This is a genomic window from Rhodoferax sp., from assembly GCF_014859475.1.
In the GTDB taxonomy this organism is placed as follows: domain Bacteria; phylum Pseudomonadota; class Gammaproteobacteria; order Burkholderiales; family Burkholderiaceae_C; genus Rhodoferax.
Window position 1 is genome coordinate 1 of record NZ_JACUUE010000017.1, and the last position, 19,160, is coordinate 19,160.

Sequence of the window (19,160 nt, forward strand, 5' to 3'; positions counted from 1 at the left end):
CATGTTAACGTGAAAGAACAGCCCCGTCATTGCGAACGAAGTGACGCAATCCATGACCCCGGAAGTCATGGATCGCCACGCTTCGCTCGCGATGACGAAGTCTCTGTTCAAGCTCCGTGTGCGGTAGCGGGGCCGATACGGCTGGCTCGCGATGAGGCCCCTTGCTGTGCGCTTTGCATCAATAGGCCGGTGGCATGATAATTTCTACTCAACCCAGGAGACCCTTATGACCAACCTCAAAAAATCCCCCAAAGTCGCTGTGCTGCTGTCGGGCTGCGGCCACCTCGATGGCGCTGAAGTGCGCGAGTCGGTGCTGGCGCTGCTGGCGCTCGACCAGCATGGTGCCACGGTGCAATGCATCGCGCCCAATGCGCCGCAGTTCCATGTGATCAACCACGTCACCGGTGAGCCGGTGCCGGGCGCCACGCGCAACATTCTGGAGGAATCCAGCCGCATTGCCCGCCTCGGGCGGTGCCTGGACCTGGCGCAGGCCAGCGTGGCCGACTATGACGCGCTGGTGATGCCGGGCGGCTACGGCGTGGCCAAGAACCATTGTTCGTTTGCCTTCAAGGGTGCAGACGCCGAAATGCGCCCCGACGTGGCAGCCTTTGTGCGCGGCTTTTTCGATGCCAAAAAACCGGTGGGCGCGATTTGCATCGCCCCGGCGCTGGTGGCGCTGGCACTGCACCAGGCGCAGATTAGCGCCACCCTCACGCTGGGCAACGACGTTGGCTGTGGCGTGGCGCTGGGTCAGCTTGGCCAAATCAGTCAGGACACGCCCGATGCCACGCAGATCGTGATCGACGAGGCGCACAAGCTGGTCACCACGCCCGCCTACATGTTCGACGACGCGCGCCTGAGCGATGTCTGGACCGGCATCGAGCGCTGCGTGGCCGAAGTGCTCAAGCGAGTCGCATGAAGGCCGTTTGTGTTTATTGCGGCTCCAGCCCGGGCCGGCTCGAGACTTATGCCGATGCCGCACGCGCGCTGGGCCAGGCGCTGGTGGCGCGCAAGCTCGGGCTGGTGTATGGCGGTGCCAGCATCGGGCTGATGGGGCTGGTCGCCGACACCGTGCTGCAACTCGGCGGCCGCGCCGTGGGCGTGATCCCGCAAGCGCTGGCGCGCAAGGAGGTGGTGCACCGGCACCTGACCGAACTCCATGTGACGCAGTCCATGCACGAGCGCAAGACCATGATGGCAGACCTCTCTGACGGCTTCATCGCCATGCCGGGCGGCATTGGCACGTTTGAGGAAATTTTTGAAATCTGGACCTGGGCCCAGCTTGGCATTCACGCCAAACCCTGCGGCTTGCTCAATGTGGCGGGCTACTACGATGCGCTGACCACCTTTCTGGATCATGCGGCTGCTGAGCAGTTTCTCAAGCCGCCGCACCGCGCCATGTTGATGGTGGAGCAGCAGCCGCAAGCGCTGCTGGACCGGTTTGTCAGTTACCAGCCGCCCGACATCAGGAAGTGGCTGGTGCCGGACGAGGCCTGATCTTTGCTGGATTTTCCCGGTTTAATCCATCAGCGCCACCGACTTGATCAGGGCAAACGCCGGCCTGCCCGGCGCCAGCGCCAGTGCCTGGCAGGAGTAGGCGGTGATTTCGGCCAGCAGGGGCTGACCGTCGGCCAGCGTGCACACCACCGTGACGCGGCCCTGAGCGCCCGGGTGCAGGGCGGCGATGGTGATGGGCAGCTGGTTCAAAATGCTCAAACCCTGCGGCTGCACCGTGGCCAGGCTCACGTCGCGCGCCAGCACACGCAGCCGCGTGGCCGAGGGCCTGGCAGCGGGTGCCAGGCTCAGGCTCAGGCGCAGCCGCAAAGCGGCATTGCCAAAACTGGCCAGACCCGTTGCGTCAGGGGCTTGCAGGCTGCCCTGCAACACGCTCACCGGGCCTTCCTCGTCAAAGAGTTCAGAGTCGGGCCGCGCCAGCGCCCGGCGCAATGACTCCACACGCTCGATGCGCCCGTCGGCCATGAAGATCACACGGTTGGCCAGGCGCTCGACTTCCTTCGGCGCGTGGGTGATGTAGAGCACCGGTATGCCGGTCTCCTGCGCCAGCGCGTCGATCAGCGCCAGCAACTCAGCCTTGGCGCGCCAGTCGAGCGCTGACAGCGGTTCGTCCATGCACAGCAGGCGGGGTTGTGACAGCAGCGCGCGGGCGATGGCCACGCGCTGGCGCTCACCGCCCGAGAGCGTGGTCACGGCCTGATCCAGCAGGTGGCTGATGCCGACGCGCCCGGCCAGTTGGTCCAGCGCCCCGGGCGCAGACGCTGGCGCACGCGTGAGCGCGTAGTGCAGGTTGCCGCGCACGTCCAGGTGGGCAAACAGCGCCGCCTCCTGAAATACAAAACCGATGTTGCGCCGCGTGGTGGGCAGCCGCCAGGCCTGGTTTTGCCAGGTCTCGCCCTTGAAGCGCAGGGTGCCGCGGGTGTCTGCGTCAAGCCCGGTGATGGCCCGCAACAGCGTGCTTTTGCCCGAACCCGAGCGGCCGAACAGCACGCTAACCCCTTGCGCGGCAAAAGAAAAAGGCCCGCTGCGGAGCTCGAAGCTGCCTTTTTTAAGGCTGAGTTCGCCTTCAATCATGGGCTGGTTCTATGGGTGGACAACACTGGAACTCAGCGCGGTTTGAGCGGGTTCATGACGCGCTGGTTGATGGCGTAAAACAGCAGCAGCGTCAGGAACGAGAAGCCCAGCAAAATGGCCGACAAGCGGTGCGCGGCGCTGTAGTCCAGCGCCTGCGTGTAGTCGTAGATGGCAATCGACACCACCCGGGTTTCGCCGGCAATGCTGCCGCCGAGCATGGCGATCACGCCGAACTCGCCCACCGTGTGGGCAAAGGTGATCACTACCGCGGTCAGGATGCCGCCGCGCGAGAGCGGCAGCACCACACTGAAAAAGCGGTCCAGCGCGCCCGCGCGCATCGTCGCGGCGGCGTCGAGCAGGCGTGTGTCGATGGCGCCGAAGGCCTCGCGCAAGGGCTGCACCGCAAAGGGCAATGAGTAAATGATCGAGCCCACCAGAATGCCCCAGAAGCTGAACGCCAGATGTGGCAGCCCCAGCCGCTCCAGCGTGCCGCCCACAGCGCCTTGCGGCCCGAGCACGATCAGCAGGTAAAAACCAATCACCGTGGGCGGCAGCACCAGCGGCAGCGATACCAGCGCGGCCACGCTGTTGACCAGCCGACTGCCCGAGCGTGCCAGCCACCAGGCCAGCGGCGCCGATAGCAACAGCAGGATCAGCGTGGTCAGCCCCGCCAGCTTGGCGGTGAGCCAGATGGCCTGCCATTCACCGGGGGTCATGCCGGCGAAGTTCATGGTTTGCCTTCATCGGACATTGAAAAGCCGTGGCGCTGCAGCACGCCGCGCGCCTGGGGTGTGCTCATGAAGCGGGCAACGGCCTGAGCCGCCGGGTTGTTGCGGCCATAACGTGTCACCGCAAAAGCCTGTTCCAGTGGCTGGTGGGTGTTGGCCGGAATCAGGAAGTAGCCGCCTTTGGCTTTGAGCCCATCGTTCATGGCCAGCGACAGGGCGATGATGCCGACCTCGGCCGCCTGGCTGTCGATGAGTTGCGCGGTGTGCGAGATGTTTTCGCCGAACACCAGCTTGGGCTGTACCTGGTGCCATACGCCGCTGTGCTGTAGCGCCTCCCTGGCGCGCGCGCCGTAAGGGGCGTGCTCGGGCGCGGCAATGGCGATGCGGCGAAATTCGGGCTGCGTCAGGCTGGCCAGCGTCAGGCGGCTGGCATCGACCTTGGCGCTCCACAGCACGATGCGTCCGAACGCATAGGTGGTGACCGGGGCCACGGCCTTGCCGCTGGCCACCAGTGCTCTCGGGAAATTGACGTCGGCGGAGAAAAAGACGTCAAACGGCGCGCCGTTTTCAATCTGCTGCATCAACTTGCCCGACGAGCCCATGATCAGTTCGAGCCGATGCGGGGGGTGAATTTTTTCAAAAATAGGCTGGAGTTCATCGAAGGCAAAGCGCAGGTCGGAGGCCGCCGCCACCCGGGCGGTCTCAGTCAGACCGGGAGAAGCCAAGGTGAGTGCCAATACCGTCAGCACCAGCTTGATGATGAGCACGCCGGGTACGGGGAGCTTTCCACGAACAGCCCCGTCATTGCGAATCTCATCGTCATTGTGAACGCAGTGAAGCAAACCATGCCCCGGCACTGCATGGACTGCCGCGCGGGCCGTCATTGCGAGAAGCGTAGCGACGCGGCAATCGCAGTGACGGCTTCCTGGTTCAAGGTCCGTGCGCGGTATCAGGCCCGATGCGGCTGGTTCGCAATGACGAAATTGGTTCATACAAAGGGGCTTAAATTTCGCCGGCGCGGCGTCTGTCAAGCGGGCTTTTGCCCGAGCTTGCGGTACAGCGTGGCGCGGCTGATGCCCAGGGCACGCGCCGCCTGACCGACATTGCCACGCGCCTCATCGACGGCCTTGCGGATCATGATGGCCTCCACCTCGCGCAGCGCCCGGGCCGGTGCCATAGTGGGGTTGCCTTGCAGCGCCTGCGCTTCGTCGGCACGGGTGATGGCCATGGCCTGCAGGCGCAGCCCGCTCCAGAGCGGCAATTCGATTGGCTTGCCAGGGTGTTTGGCGGCGTCGAACAGGGGTTCGAAGGGGGTGCCAAAGACCTCGCTGACATGCACCGGGGCATCCCCGGGTGCCGCCAACCCCGGCACCATTTGCCGCGCCACCGGGTTGGCACCGGTGATCCAGCCGTCCGAATCCAGGCACAGCATGCCATCAGCATCGCTGCCAAAGGCGTTGCCCGGCCAATTCAGGCGCAGCAACAGGGCGTGTGCCTGCGCTGTGACCAGTGCGTTTTCTATTTTGCTGGCGGACTGGGTGACCAGGTGTTTGAGCTCGGGGCGTTCTTGCGCATCGACACCGGTCACATCGAGCATGCCCACGCAGGTGCCATCGGGCCCGAACAGGGGCGCGCCGGCGCAACTATAGACCGAGGTGGCTGTAAAAAAATGCTCGCCGCGGTGCAGCCAGACCGGCTGCAGTTCTGACAGCGCGGTGCCAATGGCGGTTGTACCAATGCTGCGCTCGGACAAGTCGGTGCCGACCCGGGTGATCAGGTGGGCGCGCGGGTCGGTGTGGTCGATGGCACCACAGGCGTCCACCACGACGCCGTCGGCATTGGTCAGGATGGCGAAGTAGCGGGTGTTGACAATGGCGCGCCCCAGGCTTTGCAGCATGGGCTGCGCGGCTGAAATCAGGCCATGGTTGGCCTCCAGTGTGGCGCGCAGCAACGGGGCCGAGACTTGGGCGAAACTGACCGAAGTCTGGGGTTGCAAACCCAGTCCCAGGCAGCGCTGCCAGGAGCGCTCGACCCAGGGCGCCACCCAGCCGGGCGCCAAAGACTGCCCGTCGTGTATCAGGGTCTGGCGCGCCTGGCTGATGCGCGCCAGCCGACTGACCGGCAGATTGGGGTGAAAGCTTGGGTTGGCGGCGTTCATGGTCAGGACTATAGGGCTGAATTTATCCCATTTTGGTACAGGCCGTGATGCGCTGGCTGGCGCGTTGCGATGCCAGCGCAATTTGAGGCACACTTCGGTGTGTGAAATTCAACGCGTCTGCCTCATCACCCCGCCGGGTCAAAGCCACCTTGATGTGGCCATTTGCCCTGGTTCTGACCTTTATTCTGACTGCCTTCGTCGCCACCGCTTATTTTTTGCAGGTGCAGGTGCGCGACCGGGCCTTGACCGAGCGGGTTGCCGCCGTGGCCAAACTGGTGGACCAAAAACTCGGCCAGGACACCCACCTGATGCGCGCTGTGCTGATGGCGATGCAGAGCAATGCGGCGATAGCCGCGGCCTTTGCCAGCCAGGATCGGGACGCCTTGCTGCGCGAAGCCGGGCCGTTGTTTAAAGACCTGCAGGCCGAACACCGCATCACCCACCTCTATTTCAACAACACGGACCTGGTCAATCTGGTACGTTTGCACAGCCCTAAGCAGTTTGGCGATGCCATCACGCGCACCACCACAGCCCAGGCCCGTAGCCAGAATGCGCCGGTTCATGGTCTGGAATTGGGGGCCTTGGGCACGCTGACGCTGCGGCTGGTGGCACCCTGGCAAAGCGCCCAAGGGGTGCTGGGTTATGTCGAAATGGGCGAAGAAATAGGCCATCTGGTCAACGAAATTCACGAGACTTTGGTCGTGGACCTGTTCGTGCTGGTGGACAAACAGTTTCTGCCCGCGCAGCAATGGCACCAGGGGCTGGCGCTGCTCAAGCGCCAGGGCAACTGGGACCGGTTTGCGCAACAGGTGCTGGTGGCACAGACAAGTGTGCCAGCGCCCGTTGTCATTGACGACACGGTGCTGACTGCCCTGCGCGCCGGTGCCACCCGGGTTTTTTCCCAGGGTGACAAGACGCTGCACCTGGCCATGCTGGCGCTGGACGACGCGAGTGGCCGACGCATTGGTGATCTGGTGGTGATGCGCGACATCAGCGGCTTGCAGCAGACTTTTCAGCGCTCCATTGCCACGGTGACCCTGTTGGGCTTGCTGGTTGGAACTTTTGTGCTGTGGCTTTTTTATTTTGCGCTGGACCGGGTGGAGCGCGACTACCAGCGCCAGCACGATCTGGAGCATCAGCTGCTGCGCCTGGGCACCGAGCATGCGCGCATCCTGCAGATTGAAAAGCTCTCCGCCCTCGGTACCATGGTTGGCGAGATAGCGCACCAGCTCAACAACCCGCTGGTGGGGGTGGTCAACCTGGCCCAACTGGCGGCGCGCGAGGCCGACGACCCGGCGCGCACCCGCGAGCTGCTGGCAGAAATCCGGCACGCCGGCGAAGACTGCCACGCCTTCATCACGTCGATGTTGCGTTTTGCCAAGGTCTCCAAGTTCGAGCGCCATGCCACCAACATGGCGCAGGTGGTTAACGAGACGGTGTTGATGTTTCGCCAGACGGTGCAAGGAAAAATGCCGGTGGAACTGAAGTTCCCAGAAACGGATGTCGTGCTGGAGGTGGACCCGATATTGCTGCGCCACGCGCTTTTCAATTTGCTGCTCAATGCCGCGCAAGCCACCGAGGGTAATGGCGCAATTGTGATTAGCTTGCAGGCGCAACCGCATCCCGACACTGGCGCACCGGGCTGGGCGCTGGCGGTGCGCGACCATGGCAAGGGCATTGCCCCCGAGATTCTGGACAAGGTGTTTACCCCGTTTTTCACCACCCACCGCGAAGGCACGGGCCTGGGCCTGCCAGTGGTGCAGCATGTGGCCTTGCTGCACCAGGGTTTTGTCAGTGTCGAAAATTTGGCTGAAGGTGGCACGCAATTTGCAGTTTGGTTGCCTCAGACCTACTCGGACCGCCCTTTTCCAGCGGTTCAAACCAACCCGAAGCCCACCCATGTTGCCCAAGATACTGGTCGTTGATGACGACCGCTACACCCGCACGCTGATCGCGCAATTGCTGCGCAGCAGCGCGCAGGTGTTGCTGGCACCCGATGGCGAGGTGGCGCGCCAGCTGTTTGCCGAGCATGACTTCAATCTGGTGCTGATGGACCAGCGCCTGCCCCAGCACCAGGGCCTGGATTTGCTGCGCGAGTTCCGTACCCGGCGCCCGCGCATGGTGGCGATTTTGATGACCGGATTTGCCGATGTGCGCGATGCCGTGGCCGCGGTGCGCGAGGGCCTGTTTGACTACCTGACCAAGCCTTTTGAAGACCTGGAAGCGCTGGAAGCCGTGATCGGCAAGGCACTTGAGCTTGACGCGGCTTACCGCGAAATTGACAGCCTGCGCGCGCGCCTGGCAGCCGGGTCGGGGGCACCTGCCGTGGTAGGCCAGTCTGCCGTCATGGATCGCCTGCTTGGGCAGATGCGCCAGGTGGCCGGGCTTGACACCACGGTGTTGCTTGAAGGCGAGAGCGGCACCGGCAAAGACCTGATGGCCAAGCTGATTCATGCCTGGAGCCCGCGCGTGGCACAGCCGTACCTGGAGGTCAACTGCGGCGGGCTGCCCGAGTCGCTGTTGGAGAGCTTGCTGTTTGGCTACGACAAAGGTGCCTTCACCGGTGCCGCTCAAGCCGCCGCGGGCTACTTTGAGAAGGCGCACGGCGGGACCTTGTTTCTCGACGAAATTGCCGACATGAGCCCCAAACTGCAAAGCAGTTTATTGCGTGTGCTGCAAGACCATACCTGCGCGCGCATTGGCAGCATCACGCAGCGGCAAACCGACTTTCGGCTGGTGTGTGCCACCAACCGGCCGCTGGCTGACGAGGTCAAGGCGGGGCGCTTTCGGGAAGACCTTTATTACCGCATCAATGTGGTGGCGCTGCGCCTGCCGCCGCTGCGCGAGCGCGTCGGTGATGTGGTGCAGTTGGCGGTGCACTTCCTGGAGCGCTACAACACCAAATTTGGCAAGCACTGTGGGCCGTTTACGGCAGCGGCCATGAGCGCACTGGAGGCTGCGCGCTGGCCCGGCAACGTGCGCGAACTGCAGCACTGTATTGAGCGCGTGGTGGCGCTGCAAACAGGGGGTGTGATTGATGCTGATCAACTGAGCTTGCCAGCGCACGCTGCAAGTCAGGAAACTGATGCTGGTGGCGTACACATCAGTGCGTCCTACCAAGACGCGCGGGCCGAGTTTGAGCGCGATTACCTGCGCCGCTTGCTCGCTAGTGCGGCCGGCAACGTGTCGGAAGCCGCCCGCTTGAGCGGGATTCCGCGCCAGAACCTTTATGTGCGTATGAGACGCTGGGGAATTGTCACTATTGAGTGACAGGTGTCACGAAAGAGCGACGGTTTTACCGTGCCAACCTGTCCATGACTGCCGACTGCATAGATTGCTTCAATGCGTTCGCAATGACGGGGCTGTCCAGGTAATTTTTGCCTGGCAGGCACATGTGGCACGACCTATGCATGGTGTTTGTTTTTTACAAAGGAAGTAGCATGAAAAAAAATGTTTTGGTATTGGCTGTGGCCGCTTTGGGTGCCACGTATGCGGTGGCTGCCGACCCGGCCAAAATTGACTGGTCTGCGGTGCCCGCCAAGACCGTCACTTTGTTCTACCCGGGACAGTCTTCTCATGAATGGCTCACCAGCAAGGCGCACAAGGGTGCCAGTAAAGTCAAGGCAGGACGAGCCTGCGTGTCCTGTCATGATGGAGATGACGAGGAGAAGGAACTGGGTTCCAAATTGGTGAAAGCAGGCCCGCTCGAGCCCATGCCGGTCGCTGGTAAAAATGGCTGGGTCGATCTGCATGTGCAAGCCGCCTACGACGACAAAAATGCTTACATGCGCTTTCAGTGGAAAACACAAAATTCGTTCCCCGGCATTGAGCACCAGTACCTGCGTTTTGACGGCAAGGAATGGAACGTTTACGGTTATCCCAAACTTGACAAAGTGGTGCAAGAAGGCAAACAGCCCGGCATTTACGAAGACCGCATGAGCGTCATGCTCGACGATGGCAAGGTGGCTGATTTCGGCAAGCAAGGCTGCTGGTTGACTTGCCATGACGGCGAGCGCGACATGGCCAACCAATTCACCAAGGAAGAAGTCCAGGCCAACGCCTTGCTGCAAGCGGTCAAGCGCAAGGATGTGCGCAAGTACCTGCCCATCAGCCGCACCGATCCTGCCGACTGGAAAACCGGGAAATCTCTGGACGAGATCAACCAGGCCAAAGCCGATGGCAAGTTTGTCGAGCTGATGCAGTGGCGCGCTCACCGCAGCAACCCGGTCGGCATGACCGACGATGGCTACGTGCTCGAATGGCGCAACGGCGATGCAGGCAAGAACATGTTTGGTAACAACAAAGATGCCAAAACGCATCTGCCAAAATTCATGTGGGATGCCAGCAAGGTGGGTTACAAGGCCATCACGGCTGATCAATTGCGTAAAGCTGACCATTTCTTGACCCGCGAGAAAAACGCAGTGCCGTTCGACCCTGCCGCTGGCTGGAAAGAGGGCGACATGATTCCGTATTACGTGACCAGTCGTGAAGATGCCAAGGGCTCTGCCGCTGACAACAATGCGATTTCCGAATGGAAAGACGGTATGTGGACTTATGTGCTGGTGCGCCCCTTGGGCCTGAGCAACCCTGATGACAAGGCGCTGAAAGAAGGTGGCGTCTATAACGTGGGTTTTGCCGTGCATGACGACAACATCACCACCCGTGGTCACTTTGTGTCATTCAACAAGACGCTGGGTCTGGGTGCCAAGGCTGACATCGAGGCCGTCAAACTGAAATAAGCTCACGCGAATTAAGCTGACCGCGCAAGCGGCTCAACACCAGCCACCCCGGGCTTTTGCCTTGGGTGGCTTTTTTACGTGCACGCGCGCTTGTCTCAATTTGAGAATTTTGCAGTAAACCATGCCCTTGTTAGGGTTAGTACTAAGTACTAATGCGTGCCAAACTTTAACAATAGCTATGCATTTAATTTCATAAGAACAGCATTGCATATCTGCTGTTCTGTCTGGTTTTTTATCATCTACAGGAGACATACACATGCAAAAGGTGTTGCACATCAACGCAGACAAATGCACCGGCTGTCTGCAGTGCGAAATGGCCTGTTCTTTCGAGAACTACGGCACCTTCGCCACCGCCAAGTCACGCATCAAGGTTTTTGACTTTCACCATACCGGCAAGAAGGTGCCTTACACGTGCACCCAGTGCGACGAGGCTTGGTGCCTGCACGCCTGCCCGGTCGAAGCGATCACCGTGGACAAGGCCACCGGCGCCAAAGTGGTGAACGAGTCCACTTGCGTGGGCTGCAAGGTCTGTACCATCGCCTGCCCGTTTGGCACCATCAATTACGTGCAGGAAACCGGCAAGGTGCAAAAGTGCGACCTCTGCGGTGGCGAGCCGGCCTGCGCCGATGCCTGCCCCACCGGTGCCATCACCTTCATCGACGCCAACTGGACCGGCTTGGGCAAGATGGCGCAATGGGCTGACAAATTGGGTAATCAACCGGCTGCGGCTTGAGTTGATGTCAATCACCAATCATTAAAGGAAACACATCATGTCATGGGCTGGAAAAATCCTCCGCGTTAACTTGACCGCGGGTACCGTCAAGTCAGAACCCCTCAATATGGAATGGGCGCAAGCCTACATCGGCTCACGGGGCCTGGGTACCAAGTACCTGGTCGAGGAAGTTGATGCCAAGGTTGACCCGCTGTCACCCGACAACAAAATCATCTGGGCCACCGGCCCGCTGACCGGTACCATGGCCTCCACCGGCGGCCGCTACACCGTCATCACCAAGGGCCCGCTGACTGGCGCTGTGGCCTGCTCCAATTCGGGCGGCTACTGGGGTGCTGAATTCAAAATGGCCGGCTGGGACATGGTCATTTTTGAAGGCAAGTCTGACAAACCAGTCTTCCTTTACGTCAATGACGACCTGGCCGAGCTGCGTGATGCCGGCCACCTGTGGGGCAAGAGCGTCTGGGAAACCGAAGAAATCATCAAAAAGGGCCTGCAAGACCCGCTGACCCGCGTGTCGAGCATTGGCAAGGCCGGCGAAAACGGCGTGCTGTTTGCCGCTGTAGTCAACGACCTGCACCGCGCCGCCGGCCGCTCTGGCGTGGGCGCTGTCATGGGCAGCAAAAACCTCAAGGCCATCGCTGTGCGCGGCACCAAGGGTGTGGGCAACATCAAGGACCCGAAAGCTTTCATGGCCGCCACCAAGGCCGCCAAAAAAGTGCTGGCCGACAACGGCGTCACCGGCACCGGCCTGCCCGCCATGGGCACCCAGGTGCTGATGAGCGTGATCAACGAAGTGGGTGCCCTGCCCACGCGCAACCACCAGGACAACCAGTTTGAAGGCGCGATGGACATCGGCGCTGAAGCCATGGCCAAGCCACGTGCCACCGACGGCAAAAAACACCTGGTCACCAACCAGGCCTGTTTTGGCTGCACCATCGCCTGCGGGCGCATCAGCAAGATGGACGAAGGCCACTTCACCATCGAGAACAAGCCGCAATACCGCGGTGCCAACGGCGGCCTGGAGTACGAAGCCGCTTGGGCGCTGGGTGCCGCCAACGGTGTCAATGACCTGGAATGCCTGCAATACGCCAACCTGTTGTGCAACGAAGAGGGCATCGACCCGATCAGCTTCGGCGCCACCGTGGGTGCGGTGATGGAACTCTATGGCATGGGCGTGCTGAGCAAGGAGCAGATTGGCATCGAAGCACCATTTGGTTCGGCCCGTGCGCTGGCCTTTCTGGCCGAGGAAACCGTCAACGGCCGCGGCTTTGGCAAGGAAATCGGCCAGGGCTCCAAGCGCCTGACCGCTAAATACGGCCACCCGGAACTGTCCATGAGCAGCAAAGGCCAGGAATTCCCGGCCTATGACGGTCGTGCCATCCAGGGCATCGGCCTGGCTTATGCCACCAGCAACCGGGGCGGCTGCCATTTGCGCGGCTACACCATTGCTTCGGAGATTCTGGGCATTCCGGTCAAGACCGATCCGCTTGAGTCGCAAGGCAAGCCCGAACTGGTCAAGGCCTTCCAGGACGCCACCGCGGCATTTGACTCGTCAGGCCTGTGCATCTTCACCACCTTTGCCTGGGGCCTGCAAGACCTGTCGCCGCAAATGCAGGGCGCCTGTGGCGAGCAGTACACCATCGAGGAACTCGCCAAGATCGGTGAGCGCATCTGGAACATGGAGCGCGAGTTCAACAACCGAGCCGGTTTCACCAAGGCCGACGACAGCCTGCCACCGCGCCTGACCAGTGTGGAAGGCGCCTGCAAGACTGGCCCGGCCAAGGGCAAGTTCAACGAAATCGCCACCATGCTGCCGCTGTATTACGAAGCCCGTGGCTGGGATGCCGAGGGTCGCCCGACTGCTGCCACCAAAGAGCGGCTGAGCCTGTAAAGTTCGTGTTACCGTCATTGCAAGCCCCCCGTACCCGGTCCGATACCGCGGGCTCGCAATGACGAAGCGCAGTCACAAACAAGCGGCGTCAATAGCCGCTTTTTTTCTGGAGAAATTATCATGACCCACCACGTCATCCTCGGTGCCGGCCCGGCCGGTGTGATTGCTGCCGAGACCATCCGCAAGCTCAGCGCGCACGACAGCATCACCCTCATTGGCGATGAGCCTGAGCCGTCTTATTCGCGCATGGCCATTCCGTATTTGTTGATGGGCAACATCGATGAGGCCGGCACCTACCTGCGCAAGAGCCCCACGCACTTTGACGACTTGAACATACAAGTGCGTGTGGCGCATGTGAAGCAGGTGCAGGCTGACAGCAAAACGGTGGTGCTTGACAGCGGCGAGAGCATTCGTTTTGACACCTTGCTGGTGGCGACTGGCTCGCGACCGGTGACACCGCCTGTGCCCGGCATCAAGTCGCAAGGTGTGCACCACTGCTGGACGCTGGCCGACGCGCGCGCCATTGCCGCGCTGGCCCAGCCCGGTGCCCGGGTGCTACAGTTGGGCGCGGGTTTTATTGGCTGCATCATCATGGAAGCGCTGGCGGCACGTGGTGTGAAATTGAGTGTGGTCGAGATGGGCGACCGCATGGTGCCGCGCATGATGGGCCCCACGGCGGGCGGTATGATCCGCGACTGGTGCGAGACCAAGGGCGTGGAGGTGTTCACCAGCACCCGGGTTGAGTCGATCGAGCCCGGCAAGCCCTTGACCGTGAAACTTTCCAATGGCAAGACCATGCAGGCTGATCTGGTCATCAGCGCTGCCGGCGTGCGCCCGGCCATTGGTTACCTGGAAAATTCCGGTATCACCTGCCTGCTGGGGGTGCTGACCGACGAGCACCTGCAATCCAACGTGCCCGGCATTTATGCCGCCGGCGACTGCGCCGAGGCGCTGGACAAGGTGTCGGGCAAGATGATCGTCAGCGCCATTCAGCCCAACGCCGCCGAGCAGGCGCGTATTGCCGCCATGAATATGGTGGCTTTTGCGCACGGGCAGGCGCCACGGGCCAAACTCAAGGGCGTGACACAAATCAACGTGCTCGATACGCTGGGGCTGATCTCGGCCAGTTTTGGCGACTGGGAAGGCGTGCCCGGGGGGGAGCATGTCGAGCTGACCGATAAAGCCGCCGGACGTCATTTGAGCCTGCAGTTCAAGGACGATGTGCTGGTGGGCTGCAACAGCGTGGGCTGGACCGAGCATGTGGGCGTGATGCGTGGCCTGGTCGAAGGCCAGATCAAGCTGGGCGACTGGGCCAACACCTTAAAGCGTGACCCCACCCGCCTGATGGAAGCCTATCTGGCCGCGGCGCAGGGACAAGGCGACTGGTCGGGTGCAGCCGATGCGCGCAGGCGCTAACGTTTGCAGCATGAAGATCACCCTGAAACTTTTCGCGTCACTGACCGACTACCTGCCGCCTGAGGCCAGGTACAGCAACATTGTGGTCATGGACATCGCCCCGGAAACCACCATCGGTCAATTGGTGGAACAGTACCGTTTGCCAGAGAAATTGGTGCACCTGGTGCTGGTCAACGGCAGCTACGTGACGCCCCAAAAACGCCCGACGCAAACGCTGAATGAGGGCGATGTGCTCGCCATCTGGCCACCGATTGCCGGCGGCTAAGGTTCATTGACCCATGCAGAATTTTTACGCGGAGCGCTTTGAGCGCGAGATGGGCTGCACCGAGGCCGAGTGGCTGATGTGGCTGCCCAGGGCAGTGGGAGACAACCACTGGAAACTGCAGGCGGGCGCTGCTGGCGTGCGCATCGGAGACGGTGCGCTGGGCCTGAAATGGCAGGTGGGGCCGCCCCGGGTAATCGGGCTCATCAGCATCCCGGTGCTCAAGGTGAGCTTTCGCTTTGCCGGTCTGGATGATCAGGCGCGTTATGCCTTCATGAAGCGCTTTGACCTGTACATGCAGCGCGGCGGCGGCTAACTGTTCAGACCGATGTCCTGATGAAAAACTCGGCCGTCCTTATGCCCGCCAGGGTGAGCAACAGGGAGCCGAACAGGTGCATGGCGGCTGTACCAAAACCCAGCAGGTAGCGTTGTTGCCCGAGCATGCCGACCACTTCGGCTGAAAAGCTGGAAAAAGTGGTCAAGGCGCCCAGAAAACCCGTGATGATGGCGAGTCGCCAGGCGGGGTCCAGATGCGGCAGTGCCTGGAATACGGCCACTGCCACGCCGACCAGATAGCCGCCAATCAGGTTGGCTGCCAGCGTGCCCATGGGTATCAGCGCGCCCGGATTGAGCCACAAGCCCAAACTCCAACGTGCCAACGCCCCGGCACAGGCACCCAGACAAATTGCAAAGACGGACATCATGAGGGTTACATCATACTGACTGAAGCGGTCGCACAATAACAAAAGCCCGCTGATGCGGGCTTTTGAATGATGAATTCAGAGGCTTTATTTCTTGACCACAGCAGGTGTGCCATTGAATACTGCGCCGTTGACGGTCATGCCCTCGGCTGAAAATTTGGCGGCGTTGCCTTCGCCAACACCCTTGACGCGCGCGATAAAGTCGCCCCAGTCTTTGAAATTCCCCTTTTTCCGTTCATCGACAATCTTGCTGGACAGGCTCGGGCCTACGCCCTTGATGTTTTCTAGATCGGCAGCCGCAGCTTTATTGATATCGACTGCTGCAAAGCAAGTAACAGCATAGAGCATGGCCATAACGGCCAAAATTTTCTTCAGCATGATTTGACTCCCTGTAAAGTAAAAGAAGGAACAACCGTGTCAAGGATCGAATGGATAAAGTTGATCGTTGACGAAAACAGTGTATGCCTTTCTTGATGCCAATGGGAATTCAGATTGACAACTGTGTAAAAAATACGTCAGATTCAGGCCTGCTGCGCCAGCCATCCGATATAACTGGCCACGCCGGTTTGCACGTCGGCAAACTGATGATTGCATCCGGTCGCGCGCAAGGCACCTAAATCAGCCTGGGTGTAGCACTGGTATTTGCCACGCAGTGCATCGGGAAAGGGAATGTATTCAAGCAGTCCTTCAGCTGTTAAGGCCTCAAGTGAGAGCGCTGCCTGACCGTTGACCTGGCGCATGGCATTGACAACCGAACTGGCCACATCGTTGAAGGGCTGGGCGCGCCCGGTGCCGAGGTTAAAAATGCCCGATATTTCGGGGTGGTCAAAGAACCACAGGTTGACGGCGACCACGTCGTCGATAAAGATGAAGTCGCGCATTTGTGTGCCGGGCGCGTAGCCGCCATAGTCGCCGAAGAGCTTGACCTTGCCTTCGGCCTTGAACTGGTTGAACTGATGAAACGCGACGCTGGCCATGCGGCCCTTGTGCTGCTCGTGCGGGCCATAGACGTTGAAATAGCGAAAGCCGACCACCTGCTTACCGCGTCCGGCCAGGGCGTTTTCGAACTTCGGCCCGCATTCGCGGCGCATGCGTTGGTCAAAGAGCAATTTGGAATAGCCATAGACATTGAGTGGTCGCTCGAATGCGGGTTCTTCTTTGAACGTGTCAGCGCCGCCGTAGGTCGACGCGCTGGAGGCGTAAAGCAGGCGGGCACCACGCTTGTGGCAGGTCTGGTACAGCTGCACCGAGGTGGTGTAGTTGTTTTGCATCATGAATTTGCCATTGCTCTCCATGGTGTCGCTACAGGCGCCCTCGTGAAAAACAGCTTCCACCTCGCCGTAAACATCGGCGGCAAATGCATCGTAAAAAACATCGGCATCCACGTAGTCGGCAATCTGCAAATCAGCCAGATTGCGGAACTTGTCGCCCTGGGTCAGGTCATCGACGGCAATGATGTTGGTCATCCCGCGTGCGTTGAGGCCCTTGATGAGGTTAGCGCCAATAAATCCGGCGGCGCCGGTAACAACGATTCGGCTCATTCAAATAACTCCTTGTAAGAAACGGTGGCGGTGCCAAATTTGCCAACCACGATGCCAGCGGCCTGGTTGGCCAGTGGCAAGGCCTGGCGCAGACTGCAGCCGGCAGCCACCAGGGTGGCCAGGGTGGCAATCACGGTATCGCCGGCGCCAGTCACATCGAACACTTCGCGTGCCTGCGCCTTCACAGCTGCGCAGCCGTGGGCATCAAACAGCGCCATGCCCTCTTCGCTGCGGGTCAATAATACCGCCTGCAGCCCAAGCTGCTGGCGCAAGTTTTGCACCTTGGTTTGAAGTTCAGTCTCGTCCTGCCAAGGCCCGATCACTTGTTGCAATTCGACGCGGTTGGGTGTGATCACGGTGGCCCGTTGGTAACGCGAATAATCCGTTCCCTTGGGGTCGATCAGGATGGGTTTGCCGGCTTCGACAGCGCGCGCAATCATGTCGCTCACATGCGCCAGACCACCCTTGCCGTAGTCCGAAAACAGCACAGCCTGATGGCTGGGCAAAAGTTGGACAAAGGTGGCGGTTTGCGACGCCAGCACCTCGCTTTTGGGCATGTTCTCAAAATCCAGTCGCAACAACTGCTGCTGACGGCCGATGACGCGCAGCTTGACCGTGGTTTTAAGCTGCGCATCGCGACCAAAATGGGTCTGGATGCCGGTATTGGCCACCAGCGCTTCCAATTTGTGGCTGGCCTCGTCGTCACCCACCACAGTCAGCAGCGAGGCCTGGGCGCCAAGCGTGACCACATTGAACGCCACATTGGCGGCGCCACCGTTGCGCTCCTCTTCACGCGTGACGCGCACCACCGGCACCGGAGCTTCGGGGCTGATGCGCTCCACGGCACCGAACCAATAGCGGTCCAGCATCACATCGCCCACCACCAGCACGCGCGCCGCAGCCATTTTTTCTCTGGAAATAATCATAATTCTTCGACCCGACGCGCGGGGTAACTGTCCCAGGTCTGACAGCCAGGGCATTGCCAAAAGTGTTTCGATGCCTCAAAACCGCAGGCGGCACAGCGGTAGCGCAGCAGCGGCTGGACGGCATGATCCAGGGCGCGTTGCACCTGCGGATGAAACTGTTCGTGTTCCAGCTTCTCACCGGCGATCCAGCGCGTGGCGGCCACTAGCGAGGGCTCTTTTTCCAGATGTCGGGCATACCAGTCACGGGCGCTTGTTTGACCGGCTGGGTCTGCACCGGAGAGAGTAACGATGGCTTCCAGCACATCCAGCGAGGCATGTTCGGCATAGAGCTGTTGCAGCCGCGCCAGGGTGGCCGCGCCGTTGCCACAGCGCAGCGCCAGTTCGGCCAGCGGGCGGGCGATCAGGGGCGTGGCTGACGGGGCGCTGTCGAGGGCCTGCATCAGGGCGTTCCATGCCATCACTTCCTGCCCCATGCGGATTAGCAGTTGGGCCAGATCAAGACGGGCCCGAGCCGCTTCTGGCGCCTTGGTAATGGCGCTTTGCAGCAATTGCAGCGCGGCTTCCAAATGACCCTGGGCAACCTGGGTAGCGGCTTGTTCGCACAGGTAATGAGCCAGCCGGGGTGCAAAGCTGCCTTGGCCGGCATGCGCCAGCTTTTCAGCCATTTGGGCGGCCTGCGGCCAGTCACGGCTGCGTTCATAGTTGGCCAGCAAGGCCAGGCGGGCCTGGGCCTCAAAGGGTGTGCCTTCGAGCTTGAGCAAGGCCGTCTCGGCATGGTCCAGCAGTCCGGCCTTGAGGAAATCCAGCGCCAGCGCGTGCTGGGCCCGGTGCCGGTCTGCAGGGCTGATGTCGGCGCGCGACAGCAGGTGCTGGTGCACGCGCACGGCACGTTCATATTCGCCACGACGACGAAACAGGTTGCCCAACGCGAAGTGCAACTCCGACGTGTCCGGGTCGTTCTGCACCGCCTCGATGAAGGCGTCGATGGCCTGGTCCTGTTGCTCGTTGAGCAGGTAGTTGAGGCCCTTGAAGTACGCCTTTGGCGCCTGGCGGTTTTCCAGCCGGATTTGGCGCAAATCCAGCCGCGATGCGAGCCAACCCAGCACAAACGCCAGCGGCAGCCCCAGCAAGACCCAGCTCAGGTCAAATTCCATCGGCGTAGGCTGGTGTGGCGCCAGGCGCTTGGGTCGGTCCAGCGGGTGTGGCAGTCGCTGGGGGCGGTGTCTCGGGCTCCTGTTTGGCGCGCTGATGCCTCCACCACCATGGGGCCATACCCAAAACGCCCACGACCACGCCGATGCTGAAGGCGCCAAGCACCACCAGCACCATGGGTGCAAGCCATTGGTTGCCAAAGAAAAAGTTGACTGTTGTGACATGCTGATTGTTCAGCGCGAAGGCAAACAGTGTAAAAAAAATGGCTGCTTTGAGGATCAACCTTAGCAACCACAGGATGTGTTTCATCGATATTTCCCGGTG

The 19,160-nt window shown here is 61.0% G+C and carries 20 protein-coding genes; 10 read left to right on the top strand and 10 right to left on the bottom strand.

Annotation, left to right across the window (positions count from 1 at the left end; translation table 11 throughout):
* The first annotated feature begins 226 nt into the window (after nt 1-226).
* Both elbB and IBX54_RS02935 read left to right on the top strand, forming a co-directional pair.
* The gene (elbB, locus tag IBX54_RS02930; RefSeq protein WP_296541163.1) at nt 227-919 is read left to right on the top strand and encodes an isoprenoid biosynthesis glyoxalase ElbB; all 693 of its coding nucleotides are present in this window, start codon (nt 227-229) and stop codon (nt 917-919) included.
* Nucleotides 916-1,497, top strand: a complete 582-nt coding sequence (locus IBX54_RS02935) for a TIGR00730 family Rossman fold protein (RefSeq protein ID WP_296541164.1) — start codon at nt 916-918, stop codon at nt 1,495-1,497. The genes elbB and IBX54_RS02935 overlap by 4 nt, the downstream gene beginning before the upstream one ends.
* A gap of 21 nt (nt 1,498-1,518) precedes the next feature.
* Here IBX54_RS02935 and modC read toward each other — a convergent pair whose 3' ends face one another.
* From modC to IBX54_RS02955, 4 genes are all read right to left on the bottom strand, one after another.
* A complete protein-coding gene (gene modC / locus IBX54_RS02940; protein WP_296541165.1) occupies nt 1,519-2,589 on the bottom strand; it encodes a molybdenum ABC transporter ATP-binding protein in 1,071 nt (356 codons plus the stop codon).
* A gap of 32 nt (nt 2,590-2,621) precedes the next feature.
* Nucleotides 2,622-3,320: a molybdate ABC transporter permease subunit gene (modB, locus tag IBX54_RS02945; RefSeq protein WP_296541166.1), complete on the bottom strand. Its 699-nt coding sequence runs from the start codon at nt 3,318-3,320 to the stop codon at nt 2,622-2,624.
* Nucleotides 3,317-4,084 (bottom strand): molybdate ABC transporter substrate-binding protein, encoded by a 768-nt coding sequence (gene modA, locus IBX54_RS02950; RefSeq protein WP_296541167.1) that lies wholly within the window; start codon nt 4,082-4,084, stop codon nt 3,317-3,319. The genes modB and modA overlap by 4 nt, the downstream gene beginning before the upstream one ends.
* Before the next feature lie 260 nt (nt 4,085-4,344).
* Nucleotides 4,345-5,475: a helix-turn-helix domain-containing protein gene (locus IBX54_RS02955; RefSeq protein WP_296541168.1), complete on the bottom strand. Its 1,131-nt coding sequence runs from the start codon at nt 5,473-5,475 to the stop codon at nt 4,345-4,347.
* Between the two features lie 152 nt (nt 5,476-5,627).
* Between IBX54_RS02955 and IBX54_RS02960 the strand changes: the two genes are divergently transcribed.
* From IBX54_RS02960 to IBX54_RS02995, 8 genes are all read left to right on the top strand, one after another.
* Nucleotides 5,628-7,400, top strand: a complete 1,773-nt coding sequence (locus tag IBX54_RS02960; RefSeq protein WP_296541169.1) for an ATP-binding protein — start codon at nt 5,628-5,630, stop codon at nt 7,398-7,400.
* Complete coding sequence (locus IBX54_RS02965) at nt 7,375-8,745, top strand: sigma-54 dependent transcriptional regulator (RefSeq protein ID WP_296541170.1); 1,371 nt, start codon at nt 7,375-7,377, stop codon at nt 8,743-8,745. The genes IBX54_RS02960 and IBX54_RS02965 overlap by 26 nt, the downstream gene beginning before the upstream one ends.
* Nucleotides 8,746-8,915: 170 nt before the next feature.
* Nucleotides 8,916-10,214 carry an ethylbenzene dehydrogenase-related protein gene (locus IBX54_RS02970; protein ID WP_296541171.1) on the top strand — a complete coding sequence of 433 codons (1,299 nt, stop codon included), beginning with the start codon at nt 8,916-8,918 and terminating at the stop codon, nt 10,212-10,214.
* Nucleotides 10,215-10,470: 256 nt separating this feature from the next.
* Nucleotides 10,471-10,947: a 4Fe-4S dicluster domain-containing protein gene (locus tag IBX54_RS02975; RefSeq protein WP_296541172.1), complete on the top strand. Its 477-nt coding sequence runs from the start codon at nt 10,471-10,473 to the stop codon at nt 10,945-10,947.
* A gap of 37 nt (nt 10,948-10,984) precedes the next feature.
* Complete coding sequence (locus IBX54_RS02980) at nt 10,985-12,838, top strand: aldehyde ferredoxin oxidoreductase family protein (protein WP_296541173.1); 1,854 nt, start codon at nt 10,985-10,987, stop codon at nt 12,836-12,838.
* 120 nt (nt 12,839-12,958) lie between these two features.
* Entirely contained in the window at nt 12,959-14,254 is a 1,296-nt protein-coding gene (locus IBX54_RS02985; RefSeq protein WP_296541174.1) for an FAD-dependent oxidoreductase, read from the top strand.
* 10 nt (nt 14,255-14,264) lie between these two features.
* Nucleotides 14,265-14,519 carry a MoaD/ThiS family protein gene (locus IBX54_RS02990; RefSeq protein WP_296541175.1) on the top strand — a complete coding sequence of 85 codons (255 nt, stop codon included), beginning with the start codon at nt 14,265-14,267 and terminating at the stop codon, nt 14,517-14,519.
* Nucleotides 14,520-14,532: 13 nt separating this feature from the next.
* Nucleotides 14,533-14,832, top strand: coding sequence for a hypothetical protein (locus tag IBX54_RS02995; protein WP_296541176.1), 300 nt, complete (start codon nt 14,533-14,535; stop codon nt 14,830-14,832).
* Between the two features lie 4 nt (nt 14,833-14,836).
* On the opposite strand, the gene crcB is transcribed toward IBX54_RS02995, so the two are convergent.
* From crcB to IBX54_RS03025, 6 genes are all read right to left on the bottom strand, one after another.
* Nucleotides 14,837-15,220: a fluoride efflux transporter CrcB gene (gene crcB, locus IBX54_RS03000; RefSeq protein WP_296541177.1), complete on the bottom strand. Its 384-nt coding sequence runs from the start codon at nt 15,218-15,220 to the stop codon at nt 14,837-14,839.
* Between the two features lie 84 nt (nt 15,221-15,304).
* Complete coding sequence (locus IBX54_RS03005; RefSeq protein ID WP_296541178.1) at nt 15,305-15,595, bottom strand: helix-hairpin-helix domain-containing protein; 291 nt, start codon at nt 15,593-15,595, stop codon at nt 15,305-15,307.
* Between the two features lie 143 nt (nt 15,596-15,738).
* Complete coding sequence (rfaD, locus tag IBX54_RS03010; RefSeq protein WP_296541179.1) at nt 15,739-16,758, bottom strand: ADP-glyceromanno-heptose 6-epimerase; 1,020 nt, start codon at nt 16,756-16,758, stop codon at nt 15,739-15,741.
* The gene (gene rfaE1, locus IBX54_RS03015) at nt 16,755-17,684 is read right to left on the bottom strand and encodes a D-glycero-beta-D-manno-heptose-7-phosphate kinase (protein WP_296541180.1); all 930 of its coding nucleotides are present in this window, start codon (nt 17,682-17,684) and stop codon (nt 16,755-16,757) included. Before rfaE1 ends, rfaD begins: the two co-directional genes overlap by 4 nt.
* Nucleotides 17,681-18,838: a lipopolysaccharide assembly protein LapB gene (lapB, locus tag IBX54_RS03020; RefSeq protein ID WP_296541181.1), complete on the bottom strand. Its 1,158-nt coding sequence runs from the start codon at nt 18,836-18,838 to the stop codon at nt 17,681-17,683. The genes rfaE1 and lapB overlap by 4 nt, the downstream gene beginning before the upstream one ends.
* Complete coding sequence (locus IBX54_RS03025) at nt 18,828-19,145, bottom strand: lipopolysaccharide assembly LapA domain-containing protein (RefSeq protein WP_296541182.1); 318 nt, start codon at nt 19,143-19,145, stop codon at nt 18,828-18,830. The genes lapB and IBX54_RS03025 overlap by 11 nt, the downstream gene beginning before the upstream one ends.
* Nucleotides 19,146-19,160: the final 15 nt, after the last annotated feature.

Coding starts and splice junctions, on each gene's coding strand:
- IBX54_RS02965 (WP_296541170.1), top strand. CDS start 7,375: ATGTTGCCCAAGATACTGGTCGTTGATGACGACCGCTACACCCGCACG.
- IBX54_RS02935 (WP_296541164.1), top strand. CDS start 916: ATGAAGGCCGTTTGTGTTTATTGCGGCTCCAGCCCGGGCCGGCTCGAG.
- IBX54_RS02960 (WP_296541169.1), top strand. CDS start 5,628: ATGTGGCCATTTGCCCTGGTTCTGACCTTTATTCTGACTGCCTTCGTC.
- rfaE1 (WP_296541180.1), bottom strand. CDS start 17,684: ATGATTATTTCCAGAGAAAAAATGGCTGCGGCGCGCGTGCTGGTGGTG.
- IBX54_RS02955 (WP_296541168.1), bottom strand. CDS start 5,475: ATGAACGCCGCCAACCCAAGCTTTCACCCCAATCTGCCGGTCAGTCGG.
- elbB (WP_296541163.1), top strand. CDS start 227: ATGACCAACCTCAAAAAATCCCCCAAAGTCGCTGTGCTGCTGTCGGGC.
- IBX54_RS03005 (WP_296541178.1), bottom strand. CDS start 15,595: ATGCTGAAGAAAATTTTGGCCGTTATGGCCATGCTCTATGCTGTTACT.
- IBX54_RS02970 (WP_296541171.1), top strand. CDS start 8,916: ATGAAAAAAAATGTTTTGGTATTGGCTGTGGCCGCTTTGGGTGCCACG.
- rfaD (WP_296541179.1), bottom strand. CDS start 16,758: ATGAGCCGAATCGTTGTTACCGGCGCCGCCGGATTTATTGGCGCTAAC.
- IBX54_RS03025 (WP_296541182.1), bottom strand. CDS start 19,145: ATGAAACACATCCTGTGGTTGCTAAGGTTGATCCTCAAAGCAGCCATT.
- IBX54_RS02980 (WP_296541173.1), top strand. CDS start 10,985: ATGTCATGGGCTGGAAAAATCCTCCGCGTTAACTTGACCGCGGGTACC.
- lapB (WP_296541181.1), bottom strand. CDS start 18,838: ATGGAATTTGACCTGAGCTGGGTCTTGCTGGGGCTGCCGCTGGCGTTT.
- IBX54_RS02990 (WP_296541175.1), top strand. CDS start 14,265: ATGAAGATCACCCTGAAACTTTTCGCGTCACTGACCGACTACCTGCCG.
- IBX54_RS02995 (WP_296541176.1), top strand. CDS start 14,533: ATGCAGAATTTTTACGCGGAGCGCTTTGAGCGCGAGATGGGCTGCACC.
- crcB (WP_296541177.1), bottom strand. CDS start 15,220: ATGATGTCCGTCTTTGCAATTTGTCTGGGTGCCTGTGCCGGGGCGTTG.
- IBX54_RS02975 (WP_296541172.1), top strand. CDS start 10,471: ATGCAAAAGGTGTTGCACATCAACGCAGACAAATGCACCGGCTGTCTG.
- IBX54_RS02985 (WP_296541174.1), top strand. CDS start 12,959: ATGACCCACCACGTCATCCTCGGTGCCGGCCCGGCCGGTGTGATTGCT.
- modB (WP_296541166.1), bottom strand. CDS start 3,320: ATGAACTTCGCCGGCATGACCCCCGGTGAATGGCAGGCCATCTGGCTC.
- modC (WP_296541165.1), bottom strand. CDS start 2,589: ATGATTGAAGGCGAACTCAGCCTTAAAAAAGGCAGCTTCGAGCTCCGC.